Raw genomic sequence first — 23306 nt, 5'->3', positions numbered from 1 at the left:
CTCATGTGTGGTATTTACCCCATCTGAGGGTACTGGCCCCGGGGCTTTCGGACTCCCCAGGTGCCGGACGTCCCGCCTGCCCCGCGACCCGGCGCGGCGGATCACGCCGCACCGCCCGGTCCGTCGTCCGTCGGGGCGAGCAGCAGCAGCGCCACGTCGTCCAGCCGTTCCGCCTGGGTGCCGCGCCGGGTGAGGACGGCGTCGGCGAGACCGCCGGGGTCCGGGCGGCGCGCCGCGGCCAGATCGGCGGCCAGGTCCGCCACCCCCTCCTCCAGGTCGCGGCCGGGCCGCTCGACCAGCCCGTCGGTGTACAGCGCCAGCACCGCCCCGGGCGGCAGCGGGACGGGCGTGGCCGCGAAACACGTGTCGGGCGCGACGCCCAGCAGCAGCCCGGGCGGCACCCGCAGCACCTCGGTGTGCCCGTCGGGGTGGCGCAGCACCGGCGGCGGATGCCCGGCGCTGGCCAGGCACGCCTGGTGCGTGCGCAGGTCGAGATGGACGTAGAGGCAGCTGGTGAACAGCTCCGGATCCAGGTCGGCGAGCAGCCGGTTGGTGCGGTTCAGCACCTCGTCGGGGGCCGCGCCGGCCGCCGCGAAGGCGTGCACGGCGGTGCGGGCCTGGCCCATCAGGGCGGCGGCCGCCGCGTTGTGGCCCTGTACGTCGCCGATCACCGCGGCCACCCGGTGCGCGTCGAGCCGGATCAGGTCGTAGAAGTCGCCGCCGATGTCCATCCCGCGGGTGGAGGGCAGATAGCGGGCGGCGACCGACAGGCCCGGGACCGGAGGCAGCCGGTGCGGCAGCAGTCCCGCCTGCAGGTCCTGCGCCAGCTGCTGCTTGGTGTCGTAGAGGGTGGCCCGGTCCAGCGCCTGGGCCATCAGCCCGGCCAGCGAGGTCAGCACCTGCCGCTCCTGGTGGCTGAAGGTCCGCGGATGCCGGTAGGCCAGCACGCAGCAGCCGACCGGGCGGCCGGAGACGATCAGCGGCAGCACCGCCCGGGCCGCCATCCCGGTCAGCGCCGCCAGCCCCGGGAAGCGGGCCTCGGTCTCCTCCACGGAGCCGAAGAAGCTCGGCTCGCCGGTGGCCAGGGCGTGCACGGTGGGGGAGTTCGCGCTGGTCAGCGGGAGGCCCTCGAACGCCTCCACGGCCTCCGGCGGATAGCCGTGCTGGCCGATGGTCCGCAGCCGGCCCGCCTCCGCGGCGTACATCAGCATGCCCTGGGCCCCGAAGGCCGGCACGATCTGCTCGGCGAACAGGTCGGTGACGTCCTTGACGCCCACCGCCTCGGTGAGCGCCGCCGCGAGATGCAGTATGTGGTACATCTGCGCGGCCCGCAGCGGCATGACCTCCGTGGGCCAGCGCGCCTCCGGGTCGGTCTCCTCGTCCGCGTCGCTGATCCACACGCTCACCCCGCGGCCGTCCGGGAACAGCCGGAACGCCAGCCACTGCCCCGGCGCCCGGCGGGCGGTGAACGCGGCCGGGCGGCGGCTCATCACCGCGGCCCGGCAGCGGTCCTCGAAGACCGGGCCGGCCAGCCACGGCAGCACCTCCCAGGGGCGGGCGCCGCGCAGCGCGGCCGCGTCCACGCCCAGCAGCGCCGCCGCGCCGGTGCTGAGCATGGTGACCCGCCCCTCCAGGTCGAGCCCGCAGCCGCCGCCCGGGAGCCGTTCGACGTAGTCGACGCTGGCCAGCGCCTCGGCCGGATCGACGGTCCGCGCCGGGGGCTTGTGCACCACCAGCGGCGTCTCCGTCGTGCCCGGCGGGGGCAGCAGCGCCGCCAGCCGCCGGCAGGCGCTCTCGAACGCGGTGCGCTCGGCCTCCGACAGCTCCGCCGGGTGCCCGGCCGGCCACAGCAGCACCACCGCGCCCCGGCAGCCGGTCCCGTCGTTCAGCGGTGCCGCGCCCAGCGCGAAGTCGTAGGGCAGCGCCACCGCGGTCCGGGGGAAGTCCCGGGCGAGCCGGCCGTGGCCGGCCGCCCACACCAGGCGCTGCCGGCGGGCCGCCACCGCGACCGGGAGGGGGGCCGCCAGCGCGATCCGCAGCCAGGGGTCCAGCACCGGGGTCGGGATGCCGCTCAGCGCCGTCAGCCGCAGCACCGGCGCGTCGGGCGCCAGCTCGTAGACCACGATGGCGGAGGCGCCGGTCTCCGCCATCGTCCGCAGCAGTTCCTGACCCAGCGGAGCCTCCCCGGTCCCACCGGTCGTCATGGCGCACCTGCCCACAGCCGCGGCACAGTGCTGACGTTACGCCGCCGGGCCGCCGGCGGCAGTTCCGGCCGTCGCCGCGGGCTCGGCGGGCCGCGCGGCGGCGCCGCAGTACGGGCGCACCCTCACTCCGCGCCCCCCGCGGCCCCGTCGCCGGGAGTGAAGTCCTCCGCCACCAGCGCGGCGAGATCCAGGAACGCCTGGTACGTCCGGGACCGCAGCCGGGCCAGGTCGAAGCCGTTTTCGCGGTACCCCGGCTTGGGCGAGAGGCCGTCGTACCCCTGGTCGTCCAGGCGCGCGTCGTAGGGGACGAGGACCAGCCCGCCCGGATGGCCGGCGAACCGCTCCAGGACCCAGCCGTCCCGCAACGCGTGCTCCGGGCCGGTGAGATCGGTGACGGCCAGGATCGCCCGGTCCGCGAGCGCCTCGTACCCGCGGGCCCGCAGCTCCGCCAGCAGGCGCTCGGCCCGGTGGAGGTCCGGCCATGCCTGCCGCGCCACCACGACCAGCCGGTCGGTCAGCGCGAGCACGGTGTCCCGGAGCGGCTCGCTGCGCAGCGCCGCCCGGTCCGCGAGGACGACCGGGAAGTGCCGGCCCAGCAGCTCCAGCGTCCGGCGGTACTCCGCGTCGTGGACCGGGGCGGAGACGGTCCCGCCGAAGGGGCGGAGCAGCGCCCGCAGCCCCGAAGGGCCGGTGACGGTGAACGGCAGCACCTCCTCGTACTCCCGGATCGTGGGCAGCGCGGGCAGCAGGTCCGCACGTGCCCCCGGGTGGCCGTCGAGATGCAGCCGGCGGGCCAGGGGGCTGCCGATGCCCTGGCCGGCGTCCAGCGCGATCACCCCGCCGCCGCGGGCGTCCGCCAGCACCGTCCCCAGGGCGACGGTGACGGTGGGCCGGCCGACCCCGGCGTCCACGCCGACGATCGTGGTGCGGTGACTGGACGGCAGCGGCGTGCGGATCGCCGTCAGCTTCCGCTCGTTGGCGTCCCGGCCCCGGAACAGGACGCGGCGGCGGGCCACCGGCCGGGCCGAGTCCAGCGCCGCCGCCCACCGCGCCCGGGACCGCGGGTCCAGCGGGCCCGGCCCCGTGCCGTCGGGCGCGCCGGCCGCGGTGTCCTCCGTGGCGGGCGCCGGCGGAGCGCCCGCGCCGCGGTCGTCGCGTAGTTCCGCCGCCATCGGCACGTACCGGGCGAAGCAGTCGGCGACCTGGCCGGCCGTCGGGCGGGCGGCCGGGTCCCCGGCCAGACAGGCGAGGACGATCTCCCGCAGCGGGCGCCAGGTGTCCCCCTGCCACAGCGCCATGTCCCCGACCCCCGCCGCCAGCGGCGCGCGGTTCTTGTCGCCGAGCCGGCGCAGGATCTCCCCCAGGGACCGGACGTTGTCCGCCCTCGTGGGCACCGCCTCGGCGCCCCTGGCCCGGAACTCCCCGTCCACCACGCACCGGCCCAGGCCGGTCAGCATCAGCGAGCGCCCGACGACATGCACCGACCGCTCCGTCAGCTCCGGCAGCACCAGGCCCTGCAGATGGCACAGGCTCACCGCGGCCGCCAGGTGCCAGCCGTACGCGATCGAGAGCAGGGTGTCGCGCCGCAGCCGGGGGCCGTTGCCCGGCCGCAGCAGCGCGCTCAACTGCGGTGGCGGCCCGGCGTCCGGGTCGTCGGACGGGGCGTAGACCCGCATCGCGAGATAGGGCGGCTCGCCGTCCGGGTCGGCCTCCAGCAGCCGCGGCGCGTACTGCCCGCCCAGGCGGCGCAGCGCGACGGCCTCCGTGGCCAGCAGCGCCCGTGCCTCGTCGGACGGGACATCGGGCCGGACGACGCGCAGCGCGGCCTCCTCGCCGCGCGCGTCCCGCCCCAGGTAGACGAGCGAACGGGTGCCGAGCCGGCGGCCGTGCAGGGTGTAGCGGCCGAGCCGGCGCGGATCGCGGGCGGAGAGCGGCCGCCAGCCGTCCGGGCCCACCGGCTCCGTGCCGTCGTCCTCCTCCGGCACCGTGGCGAACGAGGCGCCCAGCCGGGCCAGCAGCCGCCGCTCCACCGACGAGAACGCCCGCGAGCCGGCCGACAGCCGGTCCATCCCGTCCGGGTGGGCGAGCCAGGCGGGGAAGTCGGGGGAGCGGCCGGCGAGTTGGTTCAGCCGGCGGCCGATCTCCCGCCCGGTGCGCAGGAGTTCCGGGGTGGCGACGGCGTCCAGCAGCGCGGACCTGACCGCGTCGGGGAAGTCGAAGATCCGGTGCTGGTCCCGCAGCGGACCGGCCACCGGTGCCGGGACCGGCCGCATCAGCCCGCCGAGGAACACCTCCGCCAGATGGGCGGTGTCCGCCTCCACCGCGCGCTGCACCAGCCGCATCACCGGCACCGAGGCCGGGGAGACCGCCGCGAGGTGGGCGGCGAGGCGGTACGCCTCCGGGGAGGCCGCGGCCCGGAACCGGCGGACGCCGTCCGTGCCGTCCTCCGCCGGCGGGCCGGGCGCCCGGCCGACCGGGCCGTCCAGCAGCGGCAGTTCCACCGTCCCGCCGGCCGAGGCCAGCAGCCGCGCCCAGGCCGCGACCGCGCCCGCCGAGCTCTCCAGCACCGGCACCGGCAGCCCCCGGAACGGGGCCAACTCGGCGGGCAGCACCGGGTCGTTGACGCTCCATGACGCGCCGGCGGCGCCGCGCCGGCGGGTCGTCACCCGCCAGCGGCCGGCCTGGATGCCGGAACCCCGCCACAGCCGCGGCGGCAGCGCGTGCAGCACCGCCACCGGGCCCTGGGCCGACCAGCGCGCCAGCAGCCGGTGCAGCCGGCCGTCCCGCCAGGCCGCGCCCATCCCGTCGCTGAGCAGCAGCACCAGGGTCCGGCCCGACGGGTCGGCGAGCACCGACGGCGACAGCGTGCCGGCGTCCGGGTCGAACGGGCGGCCCCGCAGCACCGGGGCGTCCGGGCCGCGGGTGTCCAGCCCGTGCACCCGGACCGTGCGGAACGCGCCGACCCGCTGCATCATCACCCGCCACTCGACCGCCAGCCGGCGCCACAGCAGCATCGACATCCCGTCGTCCACCAGCAGCACCAGGTCGAGCCAGCGCTCCTGGCCGGGCCGCAACACCACGTCCGGGAGCCCGCTCTCGGCCAGTGCCGCGGCCGTCGCGGCCTCGTCGAACTCCTGGAAGCGCGTGGTGGCCCGGCGTTGCCGCAGCGGGCGCAGCGCCCGGCCGATGCGCAGCTCACCGGGGAGCGCCTTGGCCTCCGGGGCGCGCACCGGCAGCGCGGCACCGCTCGGCGGGGGCGGTGGCACGCTGCTGAGCGTCCGGGGGCTGCGGGGCGCGGAGGGCGCGGGCGCGGCGTGCAGATCACCGCCCAGGCGGTCCAGCGGGAGGACGTCGCGCGGGGCGCCCTCCGGGGCCGCCTCGGCCCGCGGCGGCGCGGACGGGGGCGCGGACGGCGGGGGATCGTCCGCCGTCGCCCCGGCGGACGGGGGCGCGGTCAGGCCCAGGGCGCGGGCGACCGGCGCGGTGTCCTGCCCGGCGGGCAGTCGGCCGGCCAGCCACAGCGCGTCGAGCAGCGCATGCCGGTCCAGCTCGACGCCGGCCGCGGCGAACACCGCCCGCGCCGCACCGATCCGCTCCACCCGCCCGCCGTCGCCGGCCCGCGCCCCGCCCCCGTCCGTCGCCATCGCTCAGACGGTCCCGCCGAGTTGGTGCAGCACCGCGTCCAACAGCCCCTCGGCATCGAGGTCGACGCCGCCGGTGCGCAGGAACACCGCGTTCAGCAGCTGGTCGGTGGCGAGCTCGTCGCGGCCGCGGCGCCGGAGAAACTCCCGCAGCACCTCGTCCACCCCCGCCAGCGACTCGTCCCCGAGGTGCGCCGCCACGATGGCCCGCAGCCGCTCCTCGTCGGGGGTGGGCAGGTCCAGCCGGACACAGCGGCGCAGGAAGGCCGGCGGGAAGTCCCGCTCCCCGTTGCTGGTGATCACCACCACCGGGAACTCGGTGCACAGCACCTTGCCGCGCTCCACCCGCACCGGGTCATTGGAATCCGCCGGCAACACCTCCACCACCGACTGCGCCTCCGGCAGCCGGGCCAGCTCCGGGATTTCGAAGACGCCCTCCTCGAACACCGTCAGCAGGTCGTTGGGCAGATCGACGTCGCCCTTGTCCAGCTCGTCGACGAGCAGCACCCGCGGGCGGGGGCCCGGCACCAGGGCGGTGCCCAGCGGCCCGAGGCGGACGAAGCTCCCGATGGACGGCTCGGCCTCGCCCCGGTCGCGGCTGAGGGTGGTCTCCCGCAGCCGGCCGATGGCGTCGTAGCGGTACAGCGCGTCCTGCACGCCGGCCCGGCTGTTCACCGGCCAGCGCAGCACCTCGCCGAGATCCAGCTCGTGTGCGACGGCCCGGGCCAGCGAGGACTTGCCGGTGCCGGCCGGCCCGGTGACCAGCAGCGGCCGCCGCAGGTGGAGCGCGGCGCTGACCACGTCGGCGTGCTCCGGGGCGATCAGATACGGCAGCGGTCCAGCGCCGCCGCGCCGGGGGCCGAACCGGCGCCAGGGCGGGGCGGGCGGCAGGACGGCCCGGTGCCGGCTGCCGTCGCCCTTGAACAGCCGCCAGTCGGCGGTGGGTTCGGGATTCACGGTGCCTCCGTCGGTTCGGACAGCTGGAGTTCGGGCAGGGCACGGTCCGGGTCGGCCCAGGCGAGGACCGGCCTGCCGGTGTGGTCGGCGGGTTTGTGCAGGGTCTTGGCGCGGTATGAGCGGACCTGCTCGGGCAGGGCCCGGGCCGGCGCGCCGGCCACCTGCCGGACGGCCGGTGAGCCGTCCTGCGCCGCCGCGCGGTCCCACAGCACCACCGGCACCCCCATCGCCAGGCACACCTGGACCACCTCCCGCCGCACCGGCGCCGGCACCTCCACCGACACCCGGGCGGCATCGCGGCGCTCCAGCAGCATGCCGTAGACCTCGCGCACCTGGGTCGCGCCGGTCAGCCGCAGCGGATCGGCGGATTCCAGTCGCTCCCAGCGGTGGCGCCAGTCGGAGAGGAAACGCTCGTTGCGGCGCAGGAGTTCCGGACAGTGCACCACCAGCGCGTACTCCGCGCCGAGGACGCCGGGGACCAGCCCGCCCGGCTCGGTGAACTCCCACTCGTCCACCGGTATCTCCAGTCCGTCGCGGTCCACCAGCACCTCGACGACCGGACGGCCGGCGTCCGGATCCGTCCGGCACAGCCGCGCCAGCTCCCGCAGCACCTCCCGCGCGGCCTGCGCCGCGGTGCGGTCGCGGTCGGGCCCGGTGTCCGTGCGGTGCGGCCCGCTCCCCGTCCCGTCGTCGCACCACAGTCGCAGCCGGAAGGCGTCCGCGCCCACGGTGCCCAGATGCACCAGCAGTCGTGGCGGGGCACTACGGCGCGCCCGGCCGCGCGCCCACTCCTCGGCGTCCGCCCGGCGCTCCCGCAGCGAACCCGTGGGGATCCCGAGCCGGGCGGCCACCCCGTCCGCCCACAGCCGCAGCCGGGCCCGCTCCGGCGCCGGGCACAGCACCGCGACGAACTCCACCGCCCGCAGCAGGCCCGGCACCCGCTGCTCCGACGGGCCGGAACGGCTGTCACCGGTGAACCGCTCCAGGCGGCCCAGCAGTTCACCGGCCGGGACCGTCCCGTGCGGCAGTCCGGCGGCCATCGGCAGCGCGGCCCGCACGGCCTCCGGAACCTGCGCGGCGACCGGGCCGGGCACCGCGTCCAGCAGCGACCGCAGCCGCTCGTGCTCCCGCGGCGACAGCAGCCGCGGCACCGGCGACAGCCGGCCCGCGGCCAGCAGGGACTCGACCGCCGCCGGGTCCCGGGAGCGCAGCGCCTCGGTGAGCGCCGCCAGCGCCCGCTCCTCGGTCACCAGCACCCGCGCGAACTCCTCCGTCGTCGGCGCCGCCGGGCGCGTCCGGTGGCCCAGCCCGCAGCGCTCGGCGACCGCCCGGGCGAACTCGCCCCGGGAGACCGGGGTGGGGAAGACGTTGACGAGCAGATCCGCCAGCACCCCCTCGGCCGGATCGCCGTCCGGCTCCGGCTCCGCCCGGCCCAGCAGCGCACCGGCGCCGGCGGCCCGCAGCTCGTCCTCGATCCGCTGCCACGGGATGCCCCAGCTGCGCCGGGTGAGGTGCCCCGCCTCGTAGGGCAGCGGACGGCCCGTCACCGGGTCGAGGGGTGGCAGGAGTGCGGCCGCGACCAGCCCCACCACCGCGTCGTCGGCGTCCGACCACAGCGGCCCGCCGCTGTAGCCCGGCCCGATCGCCATCCCGGACAGCGCCCCGTCCAGATAGCCCACCCGGCCGTCGCAGGACCGCACCCGGACCTCCGCGAACGTCCCCCCGTGCGCGCTGCCGTGCCAGGCGCGGACCGCCTGCCCGACGCACATCGCCCGGAACTCCGGCACCGGCGGCCCCGCCGGCCGCTGCGCGGGGACGGGCTCCGCCAGGCTGAACCTCAGCACCGCGAGGTCGCCCGCCCACTCCAACTCACCCGGGCCGGGCGGCCCTTCGCCGCCGTCGAGCCGCCGGGGCGGCAGCCAGTGGACCACCCGCGCCTCGCCGGTCACCTGCCCGCTGGGGCCGCGCAGCCGCACCCGCAGCACCGCGCCGTCCGGCCGCGCGGCCTCGAACGCCCCCTTGCCCAGGGCGTCGTTGACGACATGGGCGCAGGTCAGCAGGTGATCGCGGGCCAGCACCACACCGGCCCCGGCGGACCGGCCGTCGGCCGCGCTCAGGACCGAGACCACGCGGTGGCGGGGGTCCGCCGGGCCCTCGGCGCCGGCCCCGCCGCCCGGCCCCGGGGCACGGAACCAGCCCATCACCGGGCCTGCTGCGGCCGCCAGGTAGCCGTGATCGTCAAGGACGCCTGCCCGTTGGCGCCGACGATGCCCAGCTTCAGGTCCTGGCCGACCTGCACCCCGAACTGCACCGACATCTCGTCCGGCGGCTGCTCGGAGGCGGTGACCGCGTCATGGATCTCCTGGAGCAACGGGCCCAGCGGCCGGAGCGTGGTGCGCAGCGCCGCCACCGCGGTCGCCGCGGCCCGCTCGCCGCCGCGGGCCACCGGCACCGCCGGCCCCATCCCGTCCGGCAGGTCGGTCGCCGCGCCGCCGTCCGGCCCGGGCGCGGGGGCGCCCGCCGGCGCGGCCTGCTGCGGCGCGCCGTGCGCCGGAGCGAGCTCCAGACGGATGGATGTCCCATCGGCGAGCGTGAGTTCAGAGTGATTCGGCACGCTCCCATTGTGCCGACCGGCGGCGATCATGACAGCGGAACGGCCGGATCGCCGGCCGCACCTCGCACTCCCCGGCGGGAGCACTACGCGGTCAACGCACCACCTTCCGTGATGATTCCCGCGGGAGCCGCAGCACCCGGCCGGCCCGCCGCGCGCGTCCGGCCGCCGCCCCGGCCGTCCCCGTCGCCGCCGCCGGTTTGGCGCAGCGGCCCGCCGCTACGTACAGTTCCGCCGAAGCTCGAACAGGCAGTCCCGAGGGTCCCGACAGCGGAACGCCCGGCCTGGAGAGACCGAACGATCCAGGAAAGCGGCAGCGGCGATGACGGTGACCGAAGAAGGCCGGGCCGAGGGCGCGGGAATCGACTCCGAGCGGATGGCGATCTGCCTGAGCGTCCTCGAAGAGCTGGACGAGCTGCCGGTGGACCACCCCGACGCGATCACCATACGGCGGGCCACCGCCGGCATCTTCCGCCAGGTCAAGCGCCGCCGCCGGCAGGAGCGCCGGGCCGCCAAGACCGCCCACGACAAGGCCGTCACCGAGGCCACCGCCACCGGTGCCGCAGACCGGATCGACGACGAGACCATGGGCCGCGCCCTGACCACGTCGGTGACCACCGAGATCGCCGGCGTCCTGGAGCGGCCCCGCTGCTGCTACGTCTGCAAGGACCGCTACGTCGAGGTCGACGCCTTCTACCACCAGCTGTGCCCCTCCTGCGCCGCGGAGAACCGGGCGCGCCGGGAGGCCCGCACCGACCTCACGGGGCGGCGGGCGCTGCTCACCGGCGGCCGCGCCAAGATCGGCATGTACATCGCGCTCCGGCTGCTGCGGGACGGCGCGCACACCACCATCACGACCCGCTTCCCCAACGACGCGATCCGGCGCTTCACGGCGATGCCGGACAGCGCGGAGTGGCTGCACCGGCTGAAGATCGTCGGGATCGACCTCCGCGACCCCTCGCAGGTCCTCTCACTGGCCGAGACGGTCAGCGCCGAGGGCCCGCTGGACATCCTGATCAACAACGCCGCGCAGACCGTCCGCCGCTCGCCCGAGGCGTACACGAAGCTGGTGGAGGCCGAGTCCGCGCCGCTGCCGGCCGGTGAGCTGCCCGCGTCCGTCGTCCTCGGCCACTTCGGCAGCGGCACACCCGCGCTGCCCGCCGCGGCGCCCGGCGGGCCGGCCGGGCTGACCGCCGAGAACCTCACCGCCCTGGCCCTGACCAGCGGCTCCGCCTCGCCCGCCCGGATCGAGGCGGGCACCGCGATCGACGCCGGCGGGCTGGTGCCCGATCTGCACGCGACCAACAGCTGGATCCACAAGGTGGACGAGGTCGACCCGGTCGAGCTGCTGGAGGTCCAGCTCTGCAACATGACCGCGCCGTTCCTGCTGGTGAGCAAGTTGCGCCCGGCGCTGGCCGGTTCCCCGGCCCGGCGCAAGTACGTGGTCAACGTCTCCGCCATGGAGGGCCAGTTCAGCCGCGGCTACAAGGGCCCCGGCCACCCGCACACCAACATGGCAAAGGCCGCGCTCAACATGCTCACCCGCACCAGCGCCCGGGAGATGCTGGAGACCGACGGCATCCTGATGACCGCGGTCGACACCGGCTGGATCACCGACGAGCGCCCGCACCCGGAGAAGATGCGGCTGGCCGACGAGGGCTTCCACGCCCCGCTCGACCTGGTGGACGGCGCGGCCCGGGTCTACGACCCGATCGTCCGCGGCGAACAGGGCGAGGACCTGCACGGCTGCTTCCTCAAGGACTACGCCCCGTCCCCGTGGTGAGCCGCGGCGGCGGCGCGCCGGAGCCCGCCGGCTCCGGCGTCCCGGCGGCGGTCGGGAGATGATCGTCCGCGCCGTACCCTGGTGACGTGACCACGACCCCTTCCGGCTCCGGCCCGGCGCCGGACTCCGATGACGTCCGCCGTATCGCGCTGGCCCTCCCGCAGACCGCGGAGAAGCAGGCGTGGGGCATGCCCACCTTCCGGGTCGCCGGGAAGATGTTCGTCACCGTGCCCGACGACGAGACCTCGTTCGCCGTGCGGTGCCCCATGCACGAGCGCGGCGAGCTGATCGCGGCGGAGCCGGAGAAGTTCTGGGTGCCGCCCCACGAGGCCGCTTCGAACTGGGTCCGGGTGCGCCTGGCCGCCCTCGACGACCTCGGCGAACTCCGCGACATCCTGCTCGACTCCTGGAAGCAGGCGGCCCCCGCCGACCTCGTCGCCGCCTACCTCACGACGGACTGAAGTCCGCGTCGGGCAGCAGCACGGCCGCCCCCCGGACCCGGTCGCCCGCCAGGTCGGCGAGCGCCTCGGGCGCCTGGCCCAGCGGATACGGCGTGGTCGTGACGCGGATGCCGATCCGTGCCGCGGCCGCCAGGAACTCCCGTCCGTCGCGCCGGGTGTTCGCCGTCACGCTGCACAGGTTCCGCTCGTAGAAAAGGTGCTCCTCGTAGGTGAGCGGGGGGATGTCGGTGAGGTGGATGCCGGCGACGGCGAGCGTCCCCGACCGGTCCAGTGCCGCCAGCGCCACCGGTACCAGCTCGCCCACCGGCGCGAAGAGGATCGCGGAGTCGAGCGGTTCGGGCGGGCGGTCGTAGGCGCCGCCGGCGGACAACGCGCCCAGCTCGCGCGCCAGTTCACGGGCGCGCGCGGACCGGGTCAGTACATGCACCCGGGCCCCTTCGGCCACCGCGACCTGCGCCGCCAGGTGTGCCGAACCCCCGAAGCCGTAGAGGCCGAGCCGCCCGCCCGGTGGCAGCGCGCACCGGCGCAGCGCCCGGTAGCCGATGATCCCGGCGCAGAGCAGGGGGGCCAGCGTCGCCGGGTCCGCCTCTTCGGGCAGGGGATAGGCGTAGTCCGCCGGCAGCAGCGTGAGGTCGGCGAACCCGCCGTCCGCGTCCCATCCGGTGTACCGCGAGGCGGGGCAGAGGTTCTCGGCCCCGGCCCGGCAGTACCGGCACTGCCCGCAGGTGGCCCGCAGCCAGGCCCCGCCGACCCGGTCGCCGGCCCGGAATTCCGTCACCGCCGCGCCCGCGGCAGCCACCCGGCCCACGATCTCGTGTCCCGGTACGGTCGCCGGCCGGTGCGGTGGAAGATCACCCTCAGCGAGATGCAGATCCGTACGACAGACACCGCAAGCCTCCACCCTCACCAGCAGGTCTCCGGGGCCCGGCTCCGGAACGGGCCGGCGCACCGCCGCGAGCGGCTCCGAGGCGACCGGCCCCGGCCGCTCGACGGCCCACCCGGAGAGCGTCTCCGGCAGCCCGGCGCGCGCCATGTCCCCAGCGTCCCGCCCGTCCGCCACCGGGGCAAACGCTGCCCCGGCCGGCCCGGCCGGTCCCGGACCATCAACTTCTACAGTGATGTAGATTTTCGGTCCGTACGCAACGGTGGTCGTCACCGGCGCGTCCTTGGAGGACGAGGTCCCCGCACGGCGGCCGCCGTGGACGACAGCCGTACCCAACGACCGAGGAAAGGATGTCCCGTGGGCATCATCAGCTGGATCGTGCTCGGGCTCCTGGCCGGGGCGATAGCCAAGTTCCTGCTTCCCGGGCGCGATCCGGGCGGACTGGTGGGCACCACGCTCATCGGCATCGCCGGTTCGTTCATCGGCGGCTGGCTGTCGGCGAAGTTCCTGCACCGGCCGATCGCGCACAACTTCTTCGACCTCGCCACCTGGGTCGCGGCCGTCGCCGGCGCCCTGGTCCTGCTCATCGTCTACCGGCTGCTGTTCGGCAACTCCCGGGACTGAGCGGACGCCCGGCCCGGCGGCCGGCGGCACCGTTCGTCCCGGTATGTCGGCTCCGTCCGTGAGATGGCCCGTGGATTCGCCGGCCGAAGCCGGAACTGCCGTGCCGGCGCATCCGTTTCCAGTGGAGACCGACATATGGGGAATCAGATGAGTGTGAATTTGAGCAAGGGCCAGAAGGTCAGCCTGAGCAAGGCCGACGGCGGCGCTCTGAGCGTGGTCCGGATGGGCCTGGGCTGGCAGGCCGCGCGCCGCAAGGGCTTTCTCGCCCGGCTCACCGCCCGGGAGATCGACCTCGACGCCTCGGCGGTGCTCTTCGCCGGCCAGCAGCCCGTCGACGTCGTCTTCTTCAACCACCTGGTCAGCGACGACGGCTCGGTGCGGCACACCGGCGACAACCTCGTCGGCGGCGCGGGCCAGGGCGGTGACGACGAGTCGATCCTGGTCGACCTGTCGCGGGTGCCGGTCCACGTCGACCAGATCTTCTTCACCGTCAACTCCTTCACCGGGCAGACCTTCCAGGAGGTGGAGAACGCCTTCTGCCGCCTGCTGGACGAGACGAACGGTCAGGAACTGGCCCGCTACACCCTCTCCGGCGGCAGTTCGCACACCGCCCAGATCATGGCCAAGGTCTTCCGGTCGGGCGGCGGTTGGGAGATGGCGGCCCTCGGCACGCCCGCCCAGGGCCGCACGTTCGAGGACCTGATGCCCGCCATCGCCGCGCATCTGTGAGCGGGCGCCGCCCGCGCCGCCGGGGGAGTCGTCCTCCGGCGGCGCGGGTCAGGGCGCACCGGGTGCCGTCGGCCCCGAGAAGCCCGGCCGGCCGAAGTCGGGGCTGCTGAAGTCCGGGCCGCTGAAGTCCGGAGAGCCGAAGCCGGGGTCTTCGTCGGGGGCCGGACGGGCCTGGCCCGTGCCGCCCGCCGCGCCGGTCCCGGCCGGCCGTGGAAGTACGGGCCGCCCGGTGTCCACGGCGTTCACGGTGTCCTCCGCGTCCGCCGCGGCGTCGAGCCGGCCCAGCAGGAACGGCATGATCCCCCGCTCCAGCAGGGCCAGTTGCCAGGCTTCGTGGGCGCGCGCGACCTCCGGAACGGCCTCGGCGGGGGAGTCGGCGCCGGCCGCGCGGTTGCGTGCGGCCGTCACCAACAGCCAGCCCAGTCCGGCCAGTCCGGCCACGCAGGCGACCGCGGCGGACGTCCAGCCCGCCGTGACCAGCTCGTCGGCCAGCCGGGACGGCCCGGCCACCGCCCGCAGTCCGAAGCCGATGACGAGGAAGACGGTCGCCGCGATGGCGGCCAGGCCCGGCACCAGCACGCCCAGCGCGGGCAGCACCCCGCCGCTCCGGGACGCCGTCCTGGCGCGCGGGGGCACCGGCAGCGTGCCGTCGGCCGCGGCGGCGCGCAGCCGGGCCAGTTCGCGGTGTTCGGCGGCCGCCGTGGCGGCGAGGGTGTCGCGTGCCCGGAGCGCCGCGCCGCGCAACTGCTCGGCGGTGAACCGCCCGGCCGTCCGCGCCAGCGCCGCCCTGATCTCCGGGGAGCTCAGGGCCTGGTCCACGGTGCGCTCGAATGCGGCGGTGTCCGGTGCCTGTAAGCGGTCGTTCTGGTGCACGTGTTTTCCCCGATGGGTCGAGAGTCAAGGTTGCCGAACGGTCCGGCCCGGTGCGCGGCCACGCCGGCGGGCGGTGGCCGGATCGGGCCACCCTCCGGGCAACGTGGTGCACTTCTTGATGGTTCCCTTATTGCGCAATCCCTAAAGTGTTGTTCATGGTTGGTGGGGGCGCGGTGCGGCCCGGGCGCCGGGCGCGCCGCCCGGACGTGCGCGGCTCAGTGTGCGGCGCCCGGTCCGGTCTCCTGGTCCGTACGGACTGCGGACGGATGTCCGGGGGTGGCGCCGCCGGGTGCCGCGTGGATCGTGCGCGGCGCCTCTGCCGGTGTCTCCGCGTGCTCCTGCTGCCCCGCGGTGTAGGTGGTGGTGGGCGGCGTCCCGTCGCCCTTCATCGCCTTCGCCTCGCTCTTGAGGATGCGCAGCGACTTGCCCAGCGCGCGGGCGGTGTCCGGCAGCTTCTTGGAGCCGAACAGGAGAATCACCACGAGTGCCACGATCAGCAGATGCCAGGGTTCCAGTCCGTTGCGCAGCATCGCTGCCACCCTTCTCTCGTTGTCACCACGGTCGGAATTCACGGCCGCGGTCGCGGAGACCGGGCCGTGAATATCACTTGCTACATTGCGCAACTGTATAACCCTGTCTGCGGGAGATCCCTCCGCCGTCAGGGGAGCGCACGGACGAGGGTGCACACGTGACACGCAGCGACACCGCAGGCGCCGCACACGACGGCGGGGACGGACCCGCCGGGGAAGGGGTGCGCCGGGCCGGAAGGGTCCGGGCGACGGCCGCGGCACTCGTCTCGGCCCTGGTGCTGCTGGTCGCCGGCGCCGGCTGGCTCTACCTCCGGCTCAACGGCGACATCACCACCTTCGGCGAGGACGGCCTCAGCCGCGACCGGCCCGCCGCCGGCGGCGGCACCAACGTCCTGGTCATCGGCTCCGACTCGCGCGCCGGCGGCAACCGCCGGCTCGGCGGCGGCGAGGGCGATGTGGGCCGCTCCGACACCGCGTTCCTGCTGCACGTCTACGGCGACGGCCGGCACGCCCTCGCGGTCTCCTTCCCCCGCGACGCCCTTGTGGAGATCCCGCCCTGCCGGCTGCCCGACGGCCGGTGGACCCCGCGGCAGCCCGCCGCCATGTTCAACTCCGCCTTCACCGTGGGCCGCACCGCCAACGGCAACCCCGCCTGCACCCAGAACACCGTGGAGCGGCTGACCGGACTGCGGGTGGACCACACCGTCGTCGTCGACTTCGCCGGCTTCGCCACGCTCACCACCGCGGTCGGCGGAGTGCCCGTCTGCCTGCCCCAGGACATCTACGAAGGCGACCTCGACCCGCACCGGACAGCCCGCGGCCGGCTGGTCTTCCCCCGGGGCCCGCAGACCGTCTCCGGGCAGCGGGCGCTGGACTACGTCCGCCTGCGGCACGGCCTCGGGGACGGCTCGGACATCGGCCGGATCAAGCGCCAGCAGGCGTTCACCGCCGCGCTGATCAAGAAGGTCAGGGCCCGGGGCATGAACCCCTCCGCGCTCTTCCCGCTGGCCCGGGCGGCCACCGCCGCGATGACCGTCGACCCCGGACTGGGCTCGGCCGACCGCCTCCTCGCCTTCGCGCTGTCGATGAAGGACGTCGATCTGCACAACACCAAGTTCCTGACCCTGCCCTGGCGCTACCAGGGCGCCCGGGTCGCGGTCGTCCACCCGGACGCCGACCGGCTGTGGACCGAACTGCGCGCCGACCGCCCCGTGGACGGCGGCGCCGCCCGACCCGGCACGGCGGACGACGGCAAGGCCGGACTCCCCGCCCCGGCGCCGCAGGCCCCGCCGTCCACGGCCGCCGTCGGCATCGCGGTCTACAACGGCACCACCGTCCCCGGGCTCGCCGCCCACGCCGCCGCCGAACTGCGGGCGGTCGGCTTCAACATCACCCGCACCGACACCGCCGCCGCCCAGCAGCACACCGCCACCGTCATCGCCTACGGCGCCGGGCAGCAGGGCCCGGCTCGGACCGTCGCCCGCTACTTCCCCGGCGCGGTCCTCCAGCAGGCCGCCACCCCCGGCGTCACGCTCATCATCGGCCGGGACTACGCCGACGGGCCCGCGCTCGGCGCCGGCGCCCCGGCGGACCGCCCGGCCGGCGCCGCACGCTCCGCCGCCGACGACCCCTGCTCCGATCTCTCGTACGGTTGACCCAGCGCCTTTCGCGGCGGTCACCGGCATCAAAACGTTACCTATCGCCCATGTCACCCACATCTCGACGAAGTTGAGGAGACCAGTCCCATGTCAGCCCTTCGCCGGCCCTCGCCCGGCGCACTGCCGAGAGTTCTCCCCGGCGCTCTGCCCCGCCTGCTGACCGGCTTCCTGCTGGCGGCCCTGGTGCTGCTCGCCGGGGCGGCCGTCCTGCCGCAGCCCGCACACGCCGCCGGCAGCGGCCTGGACACCGTCGCCGAGTCCCTCAAGAAGAGCCCGGTGTACGTCGACCCGCGGGCCCGCGACCAGCTCCCGGACGCCGACCGCGACGCCCTGGCGCGGAAGATACGCGACGCCGGCAAGCCGGTCTTCGTCGCCGTCCTGCCGGACGCCCCCGAATTCCCCCAGGCCACCCTGATGCGCGCGCTGCGCACCAAGGTCGGCGTCACCGGCGTCTACGTCGTCCACCTCGGCGCCAACGGCTTCAACGCCGGCGCCGACCGGCAGGTCCTCTCCCCCAACGCGGTCAAGAACCTCAAGGACGCCGCCAGGGATTCCCACCGTGGCGACGCCAAGGGCATGGTCACCGACTTCGCCCAGCAGGCCGCCGCGCAGGCCCGCGGCGAGGCTCCCTCCTCCTGGGCCGACGGCGGTGGCGACGGCGGCGGCTCCGCCACCGGGCTGCTGATCGGCGGCGCCGTGGTGGTGGCCGGCGGTGTGGGCGGCTACGCCCTCTTCCGCCGGGCCAGGAAGCAGCGGGAGGAGCGCGAGCGCGCACAGCTGGACGCGCTGCGGGCGGTCGTCGACGAGGACATCACCGCCTTCGGCGAGGAACTCGACCGGCTCGACTTCCGCCCGTCCGAGCCCGGCGCCACCGACGCCATGCGCACCGACTACACCAGCGCCCTGGACGCCTACGAGCTCGCCAAGACGCGGATGGCCGAGGCTCGCCGCCCCGAGGACGTCCGCCCGGTGACCGAGGCCCTGGAGGACGGCCGGTTCGCGCTCGCCACCCTGGCCGCCCGCCGCACCGGCGCCCCGCTCCCCGAGCGCCGGCTGCCCTGCTTCTTCGACCCGCGGCACGGCCCCTCCACCACCGACGTGCAGTGGGCCCCGCCCGGCGGCGCCCCGCGCCCGGTCCCGGCGTGCGCCGCCGACGCCACCCGCGTGGCCGACGGCCTGGAGCCGATGACCCGCACCGTCCCGACCGCCGGCGGCCCGCAGCCCTACTGGGACGCCGGACCGGCCTACTCCCCGTGGGCCGGCGGCTACTTCGGCGGCGGCAGCGTGCTCACCGCCATGGTCGCCGGAACCCTGCTCGGCTCGGTGCTCAGTGCCCCGTCCGCGTACGCCGACTCCCCGTCGTTCTTCAACGGCCCCGAGGGCGGCACGGAGTCCGGCGCCGACTTCAGCCCCGCGGACTTCGGGGGCGGTTTCGGCGACGGCGGCGGCTTCGACGGCGGAGGGTTCGACGGCGGCGACTGGTGAGCCGCCCGCCCGGTCAGCGGTCCTGACCACCCACGAGGGCGTGTTCCGCGGAGCGTTCCGGCGCTCCGCCGGGCACGCCCTCGCCGCTCTCCCGGCGCGCGTACCGCGCCCGCGCGCACGCCAGCGCCGCGCCGTAGAGCGTCAGGACCACTGACAACAGCAGGTAGTACAGCGGCGGCGGGGCCGACATGGCCAGCAGCGGCGCCACCGGCGACACCGGCAGCAGCAGACCGACCACCGCCAGCCCGGTCACCGCCAGCGGGACCGGCCCCAGACCGCGCTCCTCCGCGGTCCGCCGCCCCGTGCGCAGCAGGAGCATCACGAGCCCCTGGGTGAGCAGGTTCTCGGTGAACCACCCGGCGTGGAACATCGTCGGGCTGTCCGTCCCCGGCGTGGTATGGGCGACGAACGCCAGCACCCCGAAGGTCGCCAGGTCCGCCGCGGCGTTGATCAGGCCGAAGGCGGTGATGAAGCGCAGGAAGACCCGCGGCCGCAGCACCGCCGGCCGGCGCGCGGCGCCCCGGGCCGGCCGGTCGTGGGCGAGCGAGAGCTGCGCCGCGTCGAAGCAGAGGTTCTGCACCAGGACCTGCGCCGGAAGCATCGGCAGGAAGGGCAGCAGCAGCCCGGCCGCCAGCATCGCGATCACATTGCCGAGGTTGGACGACAGCGTGATCCGCAGGTAGGCGGCGATGCTGCCGCTGGCGTTCCGGCCGGTGGTGATCGCCCGCTCGATGGCGGTCAGGTCCTTGTCGGCCAGCACCACGTCGGCGCCCTCCCGGGCCACCGGCACCGCGCCGCGCGGGCAGATCCCGACGTCCGCCGCGTGCAGCGCCGGCAGGTCGTTGACCCCGTCGCCCAGGAACCCGGTGGTGTGCCCGGCCGCCCGCAGGGCCGTGACGATCCGGGCCTTGTCCTGCGCGGTGCAGCGCGCCACGACCGTCGCCCCGGCGACCGCCTCGGCCAGCGCCGGCCCGTCCAGCCCGGCGAGCCGGCCGGCGGTGAGCACCTCGCCCGGCGCCAGCCCCAGGTCCCGGCAGGCCCGCGCCGTGGTGCCCGGGTGGTCGCCGGTGAGCACCTTCACCGCCACCTCGCGCTCGGCCAGCGCCCGCAGGGCGTCCGCCGCCGACGGCGCCAGCGCGTCGCCGAGCGCCACGAAGCCGAGGAAGGTCAGGCCCCGCACGTCCGCGTCGGTGTGGTCGCCGAGCCGGGGCCGGCGGTCGGCGCGGGCCACCGCCAGCAGCCGCACACCGCCGTCCGCCTCCTGGGCGGCGTACCGCAGCAGCCGCTCCCGGGCCGCCTCGTCCAGCGCGGTCTCGTGCCCGCCGGACCGCAGCCGCCCGCACCGGGCCAGCACGTCCTCCACCGCGCCCTTGACGACGAGGGTGTGGGTGCCGTGCCGCCCCGGGCGGCGGACCACCGCCGTGGACATCCGCACCACCGGGTCGAACGGCAGCGCCGCGATCCCCTCGTACTCCAGCGGGTCGGTGTCCTGCTCGTTCGCGGCCGCCAGCACCGCCTCGTCCAGCGCGTCCGGCACCGGCAGCTCGGCCAGCTCGATCGTCCAGAAGGCGTTCACCGCCGCCCAGTGCAGCACCTCCGGGTCGGGCGCGCCGTCCGGTCCCGCGGACCGCACCACGACCGGCCGGTCCTGGGTGAGGGTGCCGGTCTTGTCGAGGCACAGCACGTCGATCGCGCCGAGGTCGTGCAGCGCGGGCAGCCGCTTGACGATCACCCCGCTGGTCCGGGCCAGCAGCCCGGCGCCCCGGGCCAGCGAGGTCGTCACGATCACCGGCAGCATTTCCGGCGTCAGCCCCACCGCCACGGCCACCGCGAACGGCAGCGTCTCCAGCCCCCGCCCGCGCAGCGCGGCATTGGCCATCAGCACCAGCGGCGGCGTCAGCAGCATGAAGCGGATCAGGGTCCAGGCGATGCCGTTCACCGACCGGTCGAAGGCGGTCTCGCCGCGCCGCCGGGCCCGCCCGCGGTACGCGGCGGCGAAGCGGGTGTCCGCGCCGGTCGCCACCACCAGGCCGGTGCCGCTCCCGGTCGCCACGCTGCTGCCCTGGAAGCACAGGTGCGGCGGCTCGGACGCGTCCGGGGCCGCGCCGGGCGGGGCGTCCAGCGCCTGCTTGGGCACCGGCGCCGACTCCCCGGTCAACGCCGCCTGATGCACCGTCAGCCCGGTGGCGCGCAACAGCCGGACATCGGCCGGGACGAGATCCCCGGGGCCCAGCCGCACCACGTCGCCGACCACCAGCTGATCGACCGGCAGCTCCCGCAGCCCCGGCCGCGCGTCCGCACCGGCTCGGCGCTGCACCGTCGCGGTGGTGGCCACCAGCTCCCGCAGCGCCGCCATCGCCCGCCCGGCCTGGTGCTCACCGCCGGACCGCAGCGCACAACTGACCAGCACCAACGTCATGATCACCAAGGCCGTGCCCCACGACGCGACCGCCGCCGACACCAGTCCCAGGCACAGCAGCACCGTCGTGAACGGATCGCGCAGCGCGCCCAGAAAACGCCGCGGCCAGGACACCGGACGCCACGACGGCACGGTGTTCTCGCCGAAGCGGGCCAGCCGCTCCTCGGCCTGCGCCTCCGTCAGCCCGCGCGGCCCGCTGTCCAGCCGCCGCATCAGCTGCATCGCCGTCAGGGCCGTCAGCGCCGCCGGCTCCACCGCCCCGGGCCCGTCCGCCGGCCCCGCCGCGTCCGCGCGCACCGCTCCGGTGTCCGGGGGCACCCGTCCGGGCCGCGGCGCCGCGGTGATCTCAGGCACCGAGCCCACGCAGGCGGGCCGGCGCCACGCCCCCTTTGAGTTTGGACAGGTGCTGGCTGATGGCGGGCAGGGCGCCGCCGACGCGTTCGGCCAGTCCGCTGACGTCGCTCTCGCCCTGGGCCAGCGCCCAGACGATGTGCAGCCGTGGGGGAGAGGCCAGCAGCCCGAACAGCGCGGCCGCATCGGCCAGCACCTCGGCGGACGGGTCGGCCACCGTGGCCTCCCCCTCGATGCCCCTCACCACTGCCGCACTCCGTCCCCCGGGAAAGCCAGTCGCCCCCGGAACGCCCAGTCTAGGGCGTGTCCGACGGCCCCTGACCCGATCCGCCGGCAGGCCGACACCGCGTGCCGAACAGGCGAGCGCGGAGTGCCTGGCCGGCCCGCGGCCCGGCATGATGGGCGCCGGGGTCCGACCGCGGCCCCGATCCCCACGGGCGCCCACCCCATCCCGCGAGGTCTGCTCATGGAAGAGAGCCGGTCCCTGCTGCCGGACAGCCGGGCGGTGCGGACGGCCCCGGCAACCGCCCCCGCCCGCCTCCACCCGCCCGCCGGGCCGCGCCCGGCCGCGCGCCCGCTGCCCTGGCCGGCCGCCACCGGCGCGGCGTTCACCCTCCTCCAACTGCTCCTGGTCGTCCCCGGCACCGGCCTCGGGTGGGACGAGACCGTCTACGTCAGCCAGGTCGCCCGCGACGTGCCGGCCGCCTTCTTCAGCGCGCCCCGGGCCCGCGGCATCACCTACCTCATCGCTCCGGTCACCGCGCTGACCTCCTCCACCACCGCCCTGCGGATCGCCCTCGCGGTCCTCTCCGGCGCCGGCCTCTGGGCCGCGCTGCGGGTCTGGCGCCCCCTGCTCCCCACCCGGGTGCTGGCCCTCGCCGGCGCCCTCTTCGCCACCTTGTGGATCAGCCTCTACTACGGCTCCCAGGCCATGCCCAACCTCTGGGCCGCCTACGGGGTGCTCGCCGCCACCGGCTGCTTCCTGCGCGCCGTCCGGGACCGCGCGGACCGCCGGGCGCTCGCCGGACTGCCGGCGGCCGTCGCGGTGGTGGCACTGATGCGCCCGCCGGACGCCGGGTGGCTGGTGCTGGTGCCGGCCGCGGCGGCCCTGGTGGTGCCCCGGTGGCGGCGCCCCGCCCTGGTCCCGCTGATGGCCGGCGGGTTCCTGCTGGGTGCCGCGGACTGGATCGTCGAGGCGTACACCCGCTACGGGGGCCTGCCCACGCGGCTGTACCGGGCCGCCGAGATCCAGGGCGGCATCGGCTGGCACCTGGCCCTCGACGACCAGATCCGCAGCCTGGACGGGCGCGGGCTGTGCCGGCCCTGCGACGTGCCCTGGACCCACCCCTTCACCGCCGTGTGGTTCCTCGCGCTGCCGCTGCTGACCGCCGTCGGCATCCGGGCCGCGGTCCGCGCCGGGCGCCCGGCCACCGCGCTGCTGCCGGCCGCCGTCGCGGTGGCGACCGCGGCGCCGTACCTCTTCCTCATCGACTACGCCGCGCCCCGATTCCTGCTCCCCGCCTACGCGTTGCTGGCCCTCCCCGTGGCCGACGGCCTGTGCCGGCCGGCCGCTCCCCGGGGACGGCCGCGCCGGCGCACCACCGCCCTGCTCGCCGCAGCGCTCGCCGCCCACCTGGCCGTCCAGTGCGCGGTGCTGACCGGGGACACCGCCCGCAACCGCCATATGCGCCGGGACTTCACGGCCGCAGCCGGCGCCCTGCACGCGCTCGGCGTGCGGCCGCCCTGCGTGCTCACCGGCGACCACGCCGTCCAACTCGCCTACTACGCCGGCTGCTCCTCCCGGCAGACCGCCGGCCCCGACGCCGCCGCCACTCCGGCGCAGCTGCGCGCCGAGGCCGGCCGGCACCCAACGGCGGTCCTTGTCCCGCCGTCCGCCGCCCCGCCGGCCCTCGCCCGCGGCTGGCGGCCGGTGGCTCTGGCCGGCACCGGCACCTTCCGCGGCTACCGCGCCTATCTCTCGCCCGCGCCGCGGACCGCCGCCCCGGCACCCGCCGTCCGGTGACGCCGCCGCGTACGCCGGCGAACCCCCGTCCACCCAGAATTCATCCGCTCTCCGCCCACCGGTAAGGACCGCGG

At 76.3% G+C, this 23306-nt stretch carries 16 protein-coding genes and 1 pseudogene; 7 read left to right on the top strand and 10 right to left on the bottom strand.

Annotated features, from left to right (window positions below; all coding sequences use genetic code 11):
* Positions 1–101 precede the first annotated feature (101 nt).
* The 5 genes from ACRAS8_RS02680 to ACRAS8_RS02660 all read right to left on the bottom strand — a co-directional run bounded on the left by ACRAS8_RS02680 (position 102) and on the right by ACRAS8_RS02660 (position 9416).
* Positions 102–2204 (bottom strand): SpoIIE family protein phosphatase, encoded by a 2103-nt coding sequence (locus ACRAS8_RS02680; RefSeq protein ID WP_438484117.1) that lies wholly within the window; start codon positions 2202–2204, stop codon positions 102–104.
* 122 nt (positions 2205–2326) lie between these two features.
* Complete coding sequence (locus tag ACRAS8_RS02675; RefSeq protein ID WP_438484116.1) at positions 2327–5848, bottom strand: SAV_2336 N-terminal domain-related protein; 3522 nt, start codon at positions 5846–5848, stop codon at positions 2327–2329.
* Between the two features lie 3 nt (positions 5849–5851).
* The gene (locus ACRAS8_RS02670; protein WP_438484115.1) at positions 5852–6802 is read right to left on the bottom strand and encodes an AAA family ATPase; all 951 of its coding nucleotides are present in this window, start codon (positions 6800–6802) and stop codon (positions 5852–5854) included.
* Positions 6799–9003 carry a trypsin-like peptidase domain-containing protein gene (locus ACRAS8_RS02665; protein WP_438484114.1) on the bottom strand — a complete coding sequence of 735 codons (2205 nt, stop codon included), beginning with the start codon at positions 9001–9003 and terminating at the stop codon, positions 6799–6801. The genes ACRAS8_RS02670 and ACRAS8_RS02665 overlap by 4 nt, the downstream gene beginning before the upstream one ends.
* On the bottom strand, positions 9003–9416 hold the full coding sequence (locus ACRAS8_RS02660) for a CU044_2847 family protein (RefSeq protein ID WP_438484113.1): 414 nt from the start codon (positions 9414–9416) through the stop codon (positions 9003–9005). The genes ACRAS8_RS02665 and ACRAS8_RS02660 overlap by 1 nt, the downstream gene beginning before the upstream one ends.
* 319 nt (positions 9417–9735) lie before the next feature.
* Here ACRAS8_RS02660 and ACRAS8_RS02655 point away from each other — a divergent pair, with 319 nt between their 5' ends.
* The gene (locus tag ACRAS8_RS02655) at positions 9736–11196 is read left to right on the top strand and encodes an SDR family NAD(P)-dependent oxidoreductase (RefSeq protein WP_438484112.1); all 1461 of its coding nucleotides are present in this window, start codon (positions 9736–9738) and stop codon (positions 11194–11196) included.
* Between the two features lie 86 nt (positions 11197–11282).
* A complete protein-coding gene (locus tag ACRAS8_RS02650; protein ID WP_438484111.1) occupies positions 11283–11657 on the top strand; it encodes an MmcQ/YjbR family DNA-binding protein in 375 nt (124 codons plus the stop codon).
* On the opposite strand, the gene ACRAS8_RS02645 is transcribed toward ACRAS8_RS02650, so the two are convergent.
* Positions 11644–12690: a zinc-binding alcohol dehydrogenase family protein gene (locus tag ACRAS8_RS02645; protein ID WP_438484110.1), complete on the bottom strand. Its 1047-nt coding sequence runs from the start codon at positions 12688–12690 to the stop codon at positions 11644–11646. The two genes, ACRAS8_RS02650 and ACRAS8_RS02645, sit on opposite strands and share 14 nt — an antisense overlap.
* Before the next feature lie 207 nt (positions 12691–12897).
* Between ACRAS8_RS02645 and ACRAS8_RS02640 the strand changes: the two genes are divergently transcribed.
* Complete coding sequence (locus tag ACRAS8_RS02640; protein ID WP_221910452.1) at positions 12898–13164, top strand: GlsB/YeaQ/YmgE family stress response membrane protein; 267 nt, start codon at positions 12898–12900, stop codon at positions 13162–13164.
* 147 nt (positions 13165–13311) lie between these two features.
* Positions 13312–13893 carry a TerD family protein gene (locus tag ACRAS8_RS02635; protein ID WP_438484109.1) on the top strand — a complete coding sequence of 194 codons (582 nt, stop codon included), beginning with the start codon at positions 13312–13314 and terminating at the stop codon, positions 13891–13893.
* 48 nt (positions 13894–13941) lie between these two features.
* Here ACRAS8_RS02635 and ACRAS8_RS02630 read toward each other — a convergent pair whose 3' ends face one another.
* Both ACRAS8_RS02630 and tatA read right to left on the bottom strand, forming a co-directional pair.
* Complete coding sequence (locus ACRAS8_RS02630; protein ID WP_438484108.1) at positions 13942–14766, bottom strand: hypothetical protein; 825 nt, start codon at positions 14764–14766, stop codon at positions 13942–13944.
* Between the two features lie 215 nt (positions 14767–14981).
* Positions 14982–15296: a Sec-independent protein translocase subunit TatA gene (gene tatA, locus ACRAS8_RS02625; RefSeq protein ID WP_438484107.1), complete on the bottom strand. Its 315-nt coding sequence runs from the start codon at positions 15294–15296 to the stop codon at positions 14982–14984.
* Positions 15297–15454: 158 nt separating this feature from the next.
* On the opposite strand from tatA, the gene ACRAS8_RS02620 reads away from it, so the two are divergent.
* Positions 15455–16951, top strand: coding sequence for an LCP family protein (locus tag ACRAS8_RS02620; protein ID WP_438484106.1), 1497 nt, complete (start codon positions 15455–15457; stop codon positions 16949–16951).
* 90 nt (positions 16952–17041) lie between these two features.
* Positions 17042–18439 (top strand): hypothetical protein, encoded by a 1398-nt coding sequence (locus ACRAS8_RS02615; RefSeq protein ID WP_438484105.1) that lies wholly within the window; start codon positions 17042–17044, stop codon positions 18437–18439.
* 13 nt (positions 18440–18452) lie between these two features.
* Here ACRAS8_RS02615 and mgtA read toward each other — a convergent pair whose 3' ends face one another.
* Entirely contained in the window at positions 18453–21221 is a 2769-nt protein-coding gene (gene mgtA / locus ACRAS8_RS02610) for a magnesium-translocating P-type ATPase (protein WP_438484104.1), read from the bottom strand.
* A pseudogene (locus ACRAS8_RS02605) lies at positions 21217–21456 on the bottom strand (ArsR family transcriptional regulator); the annotation flags it as partial. The pseudogene ACRAS8_RS02605 and the gene mgtA, both read right to left, overlap by 5 nt.
* Positions 21457–21675: 219 nt before the next feature.
* Between ACRAS8_RS02605 and ACRAS8_RS02600 the strand changes: the two are divergent.
* A complete protein-coding gene (locus ACRAS8_RS02600; protein ID WP_438484103.1) occupies positions 21676–23232 on the top strand; it encodes a hypothetical protein in 1557 nt (518 codons plus the stop codon).
* Positions 23233–23306: the final 74 nt, after the last annotated feature.

It is taken from the genome of Streptomyces sp. S186 (assembly GCF_051603415.1).
In the GTDB taxonomy this organism is placed as follows: Bacteria; Actinomycetota; Actinomycetes; order Streptomycetales; family Streptomycetaceae; genus Streptomyces.
This window is presented reverse-complemented; position numbering and strand designations above follow the sequence as displayed.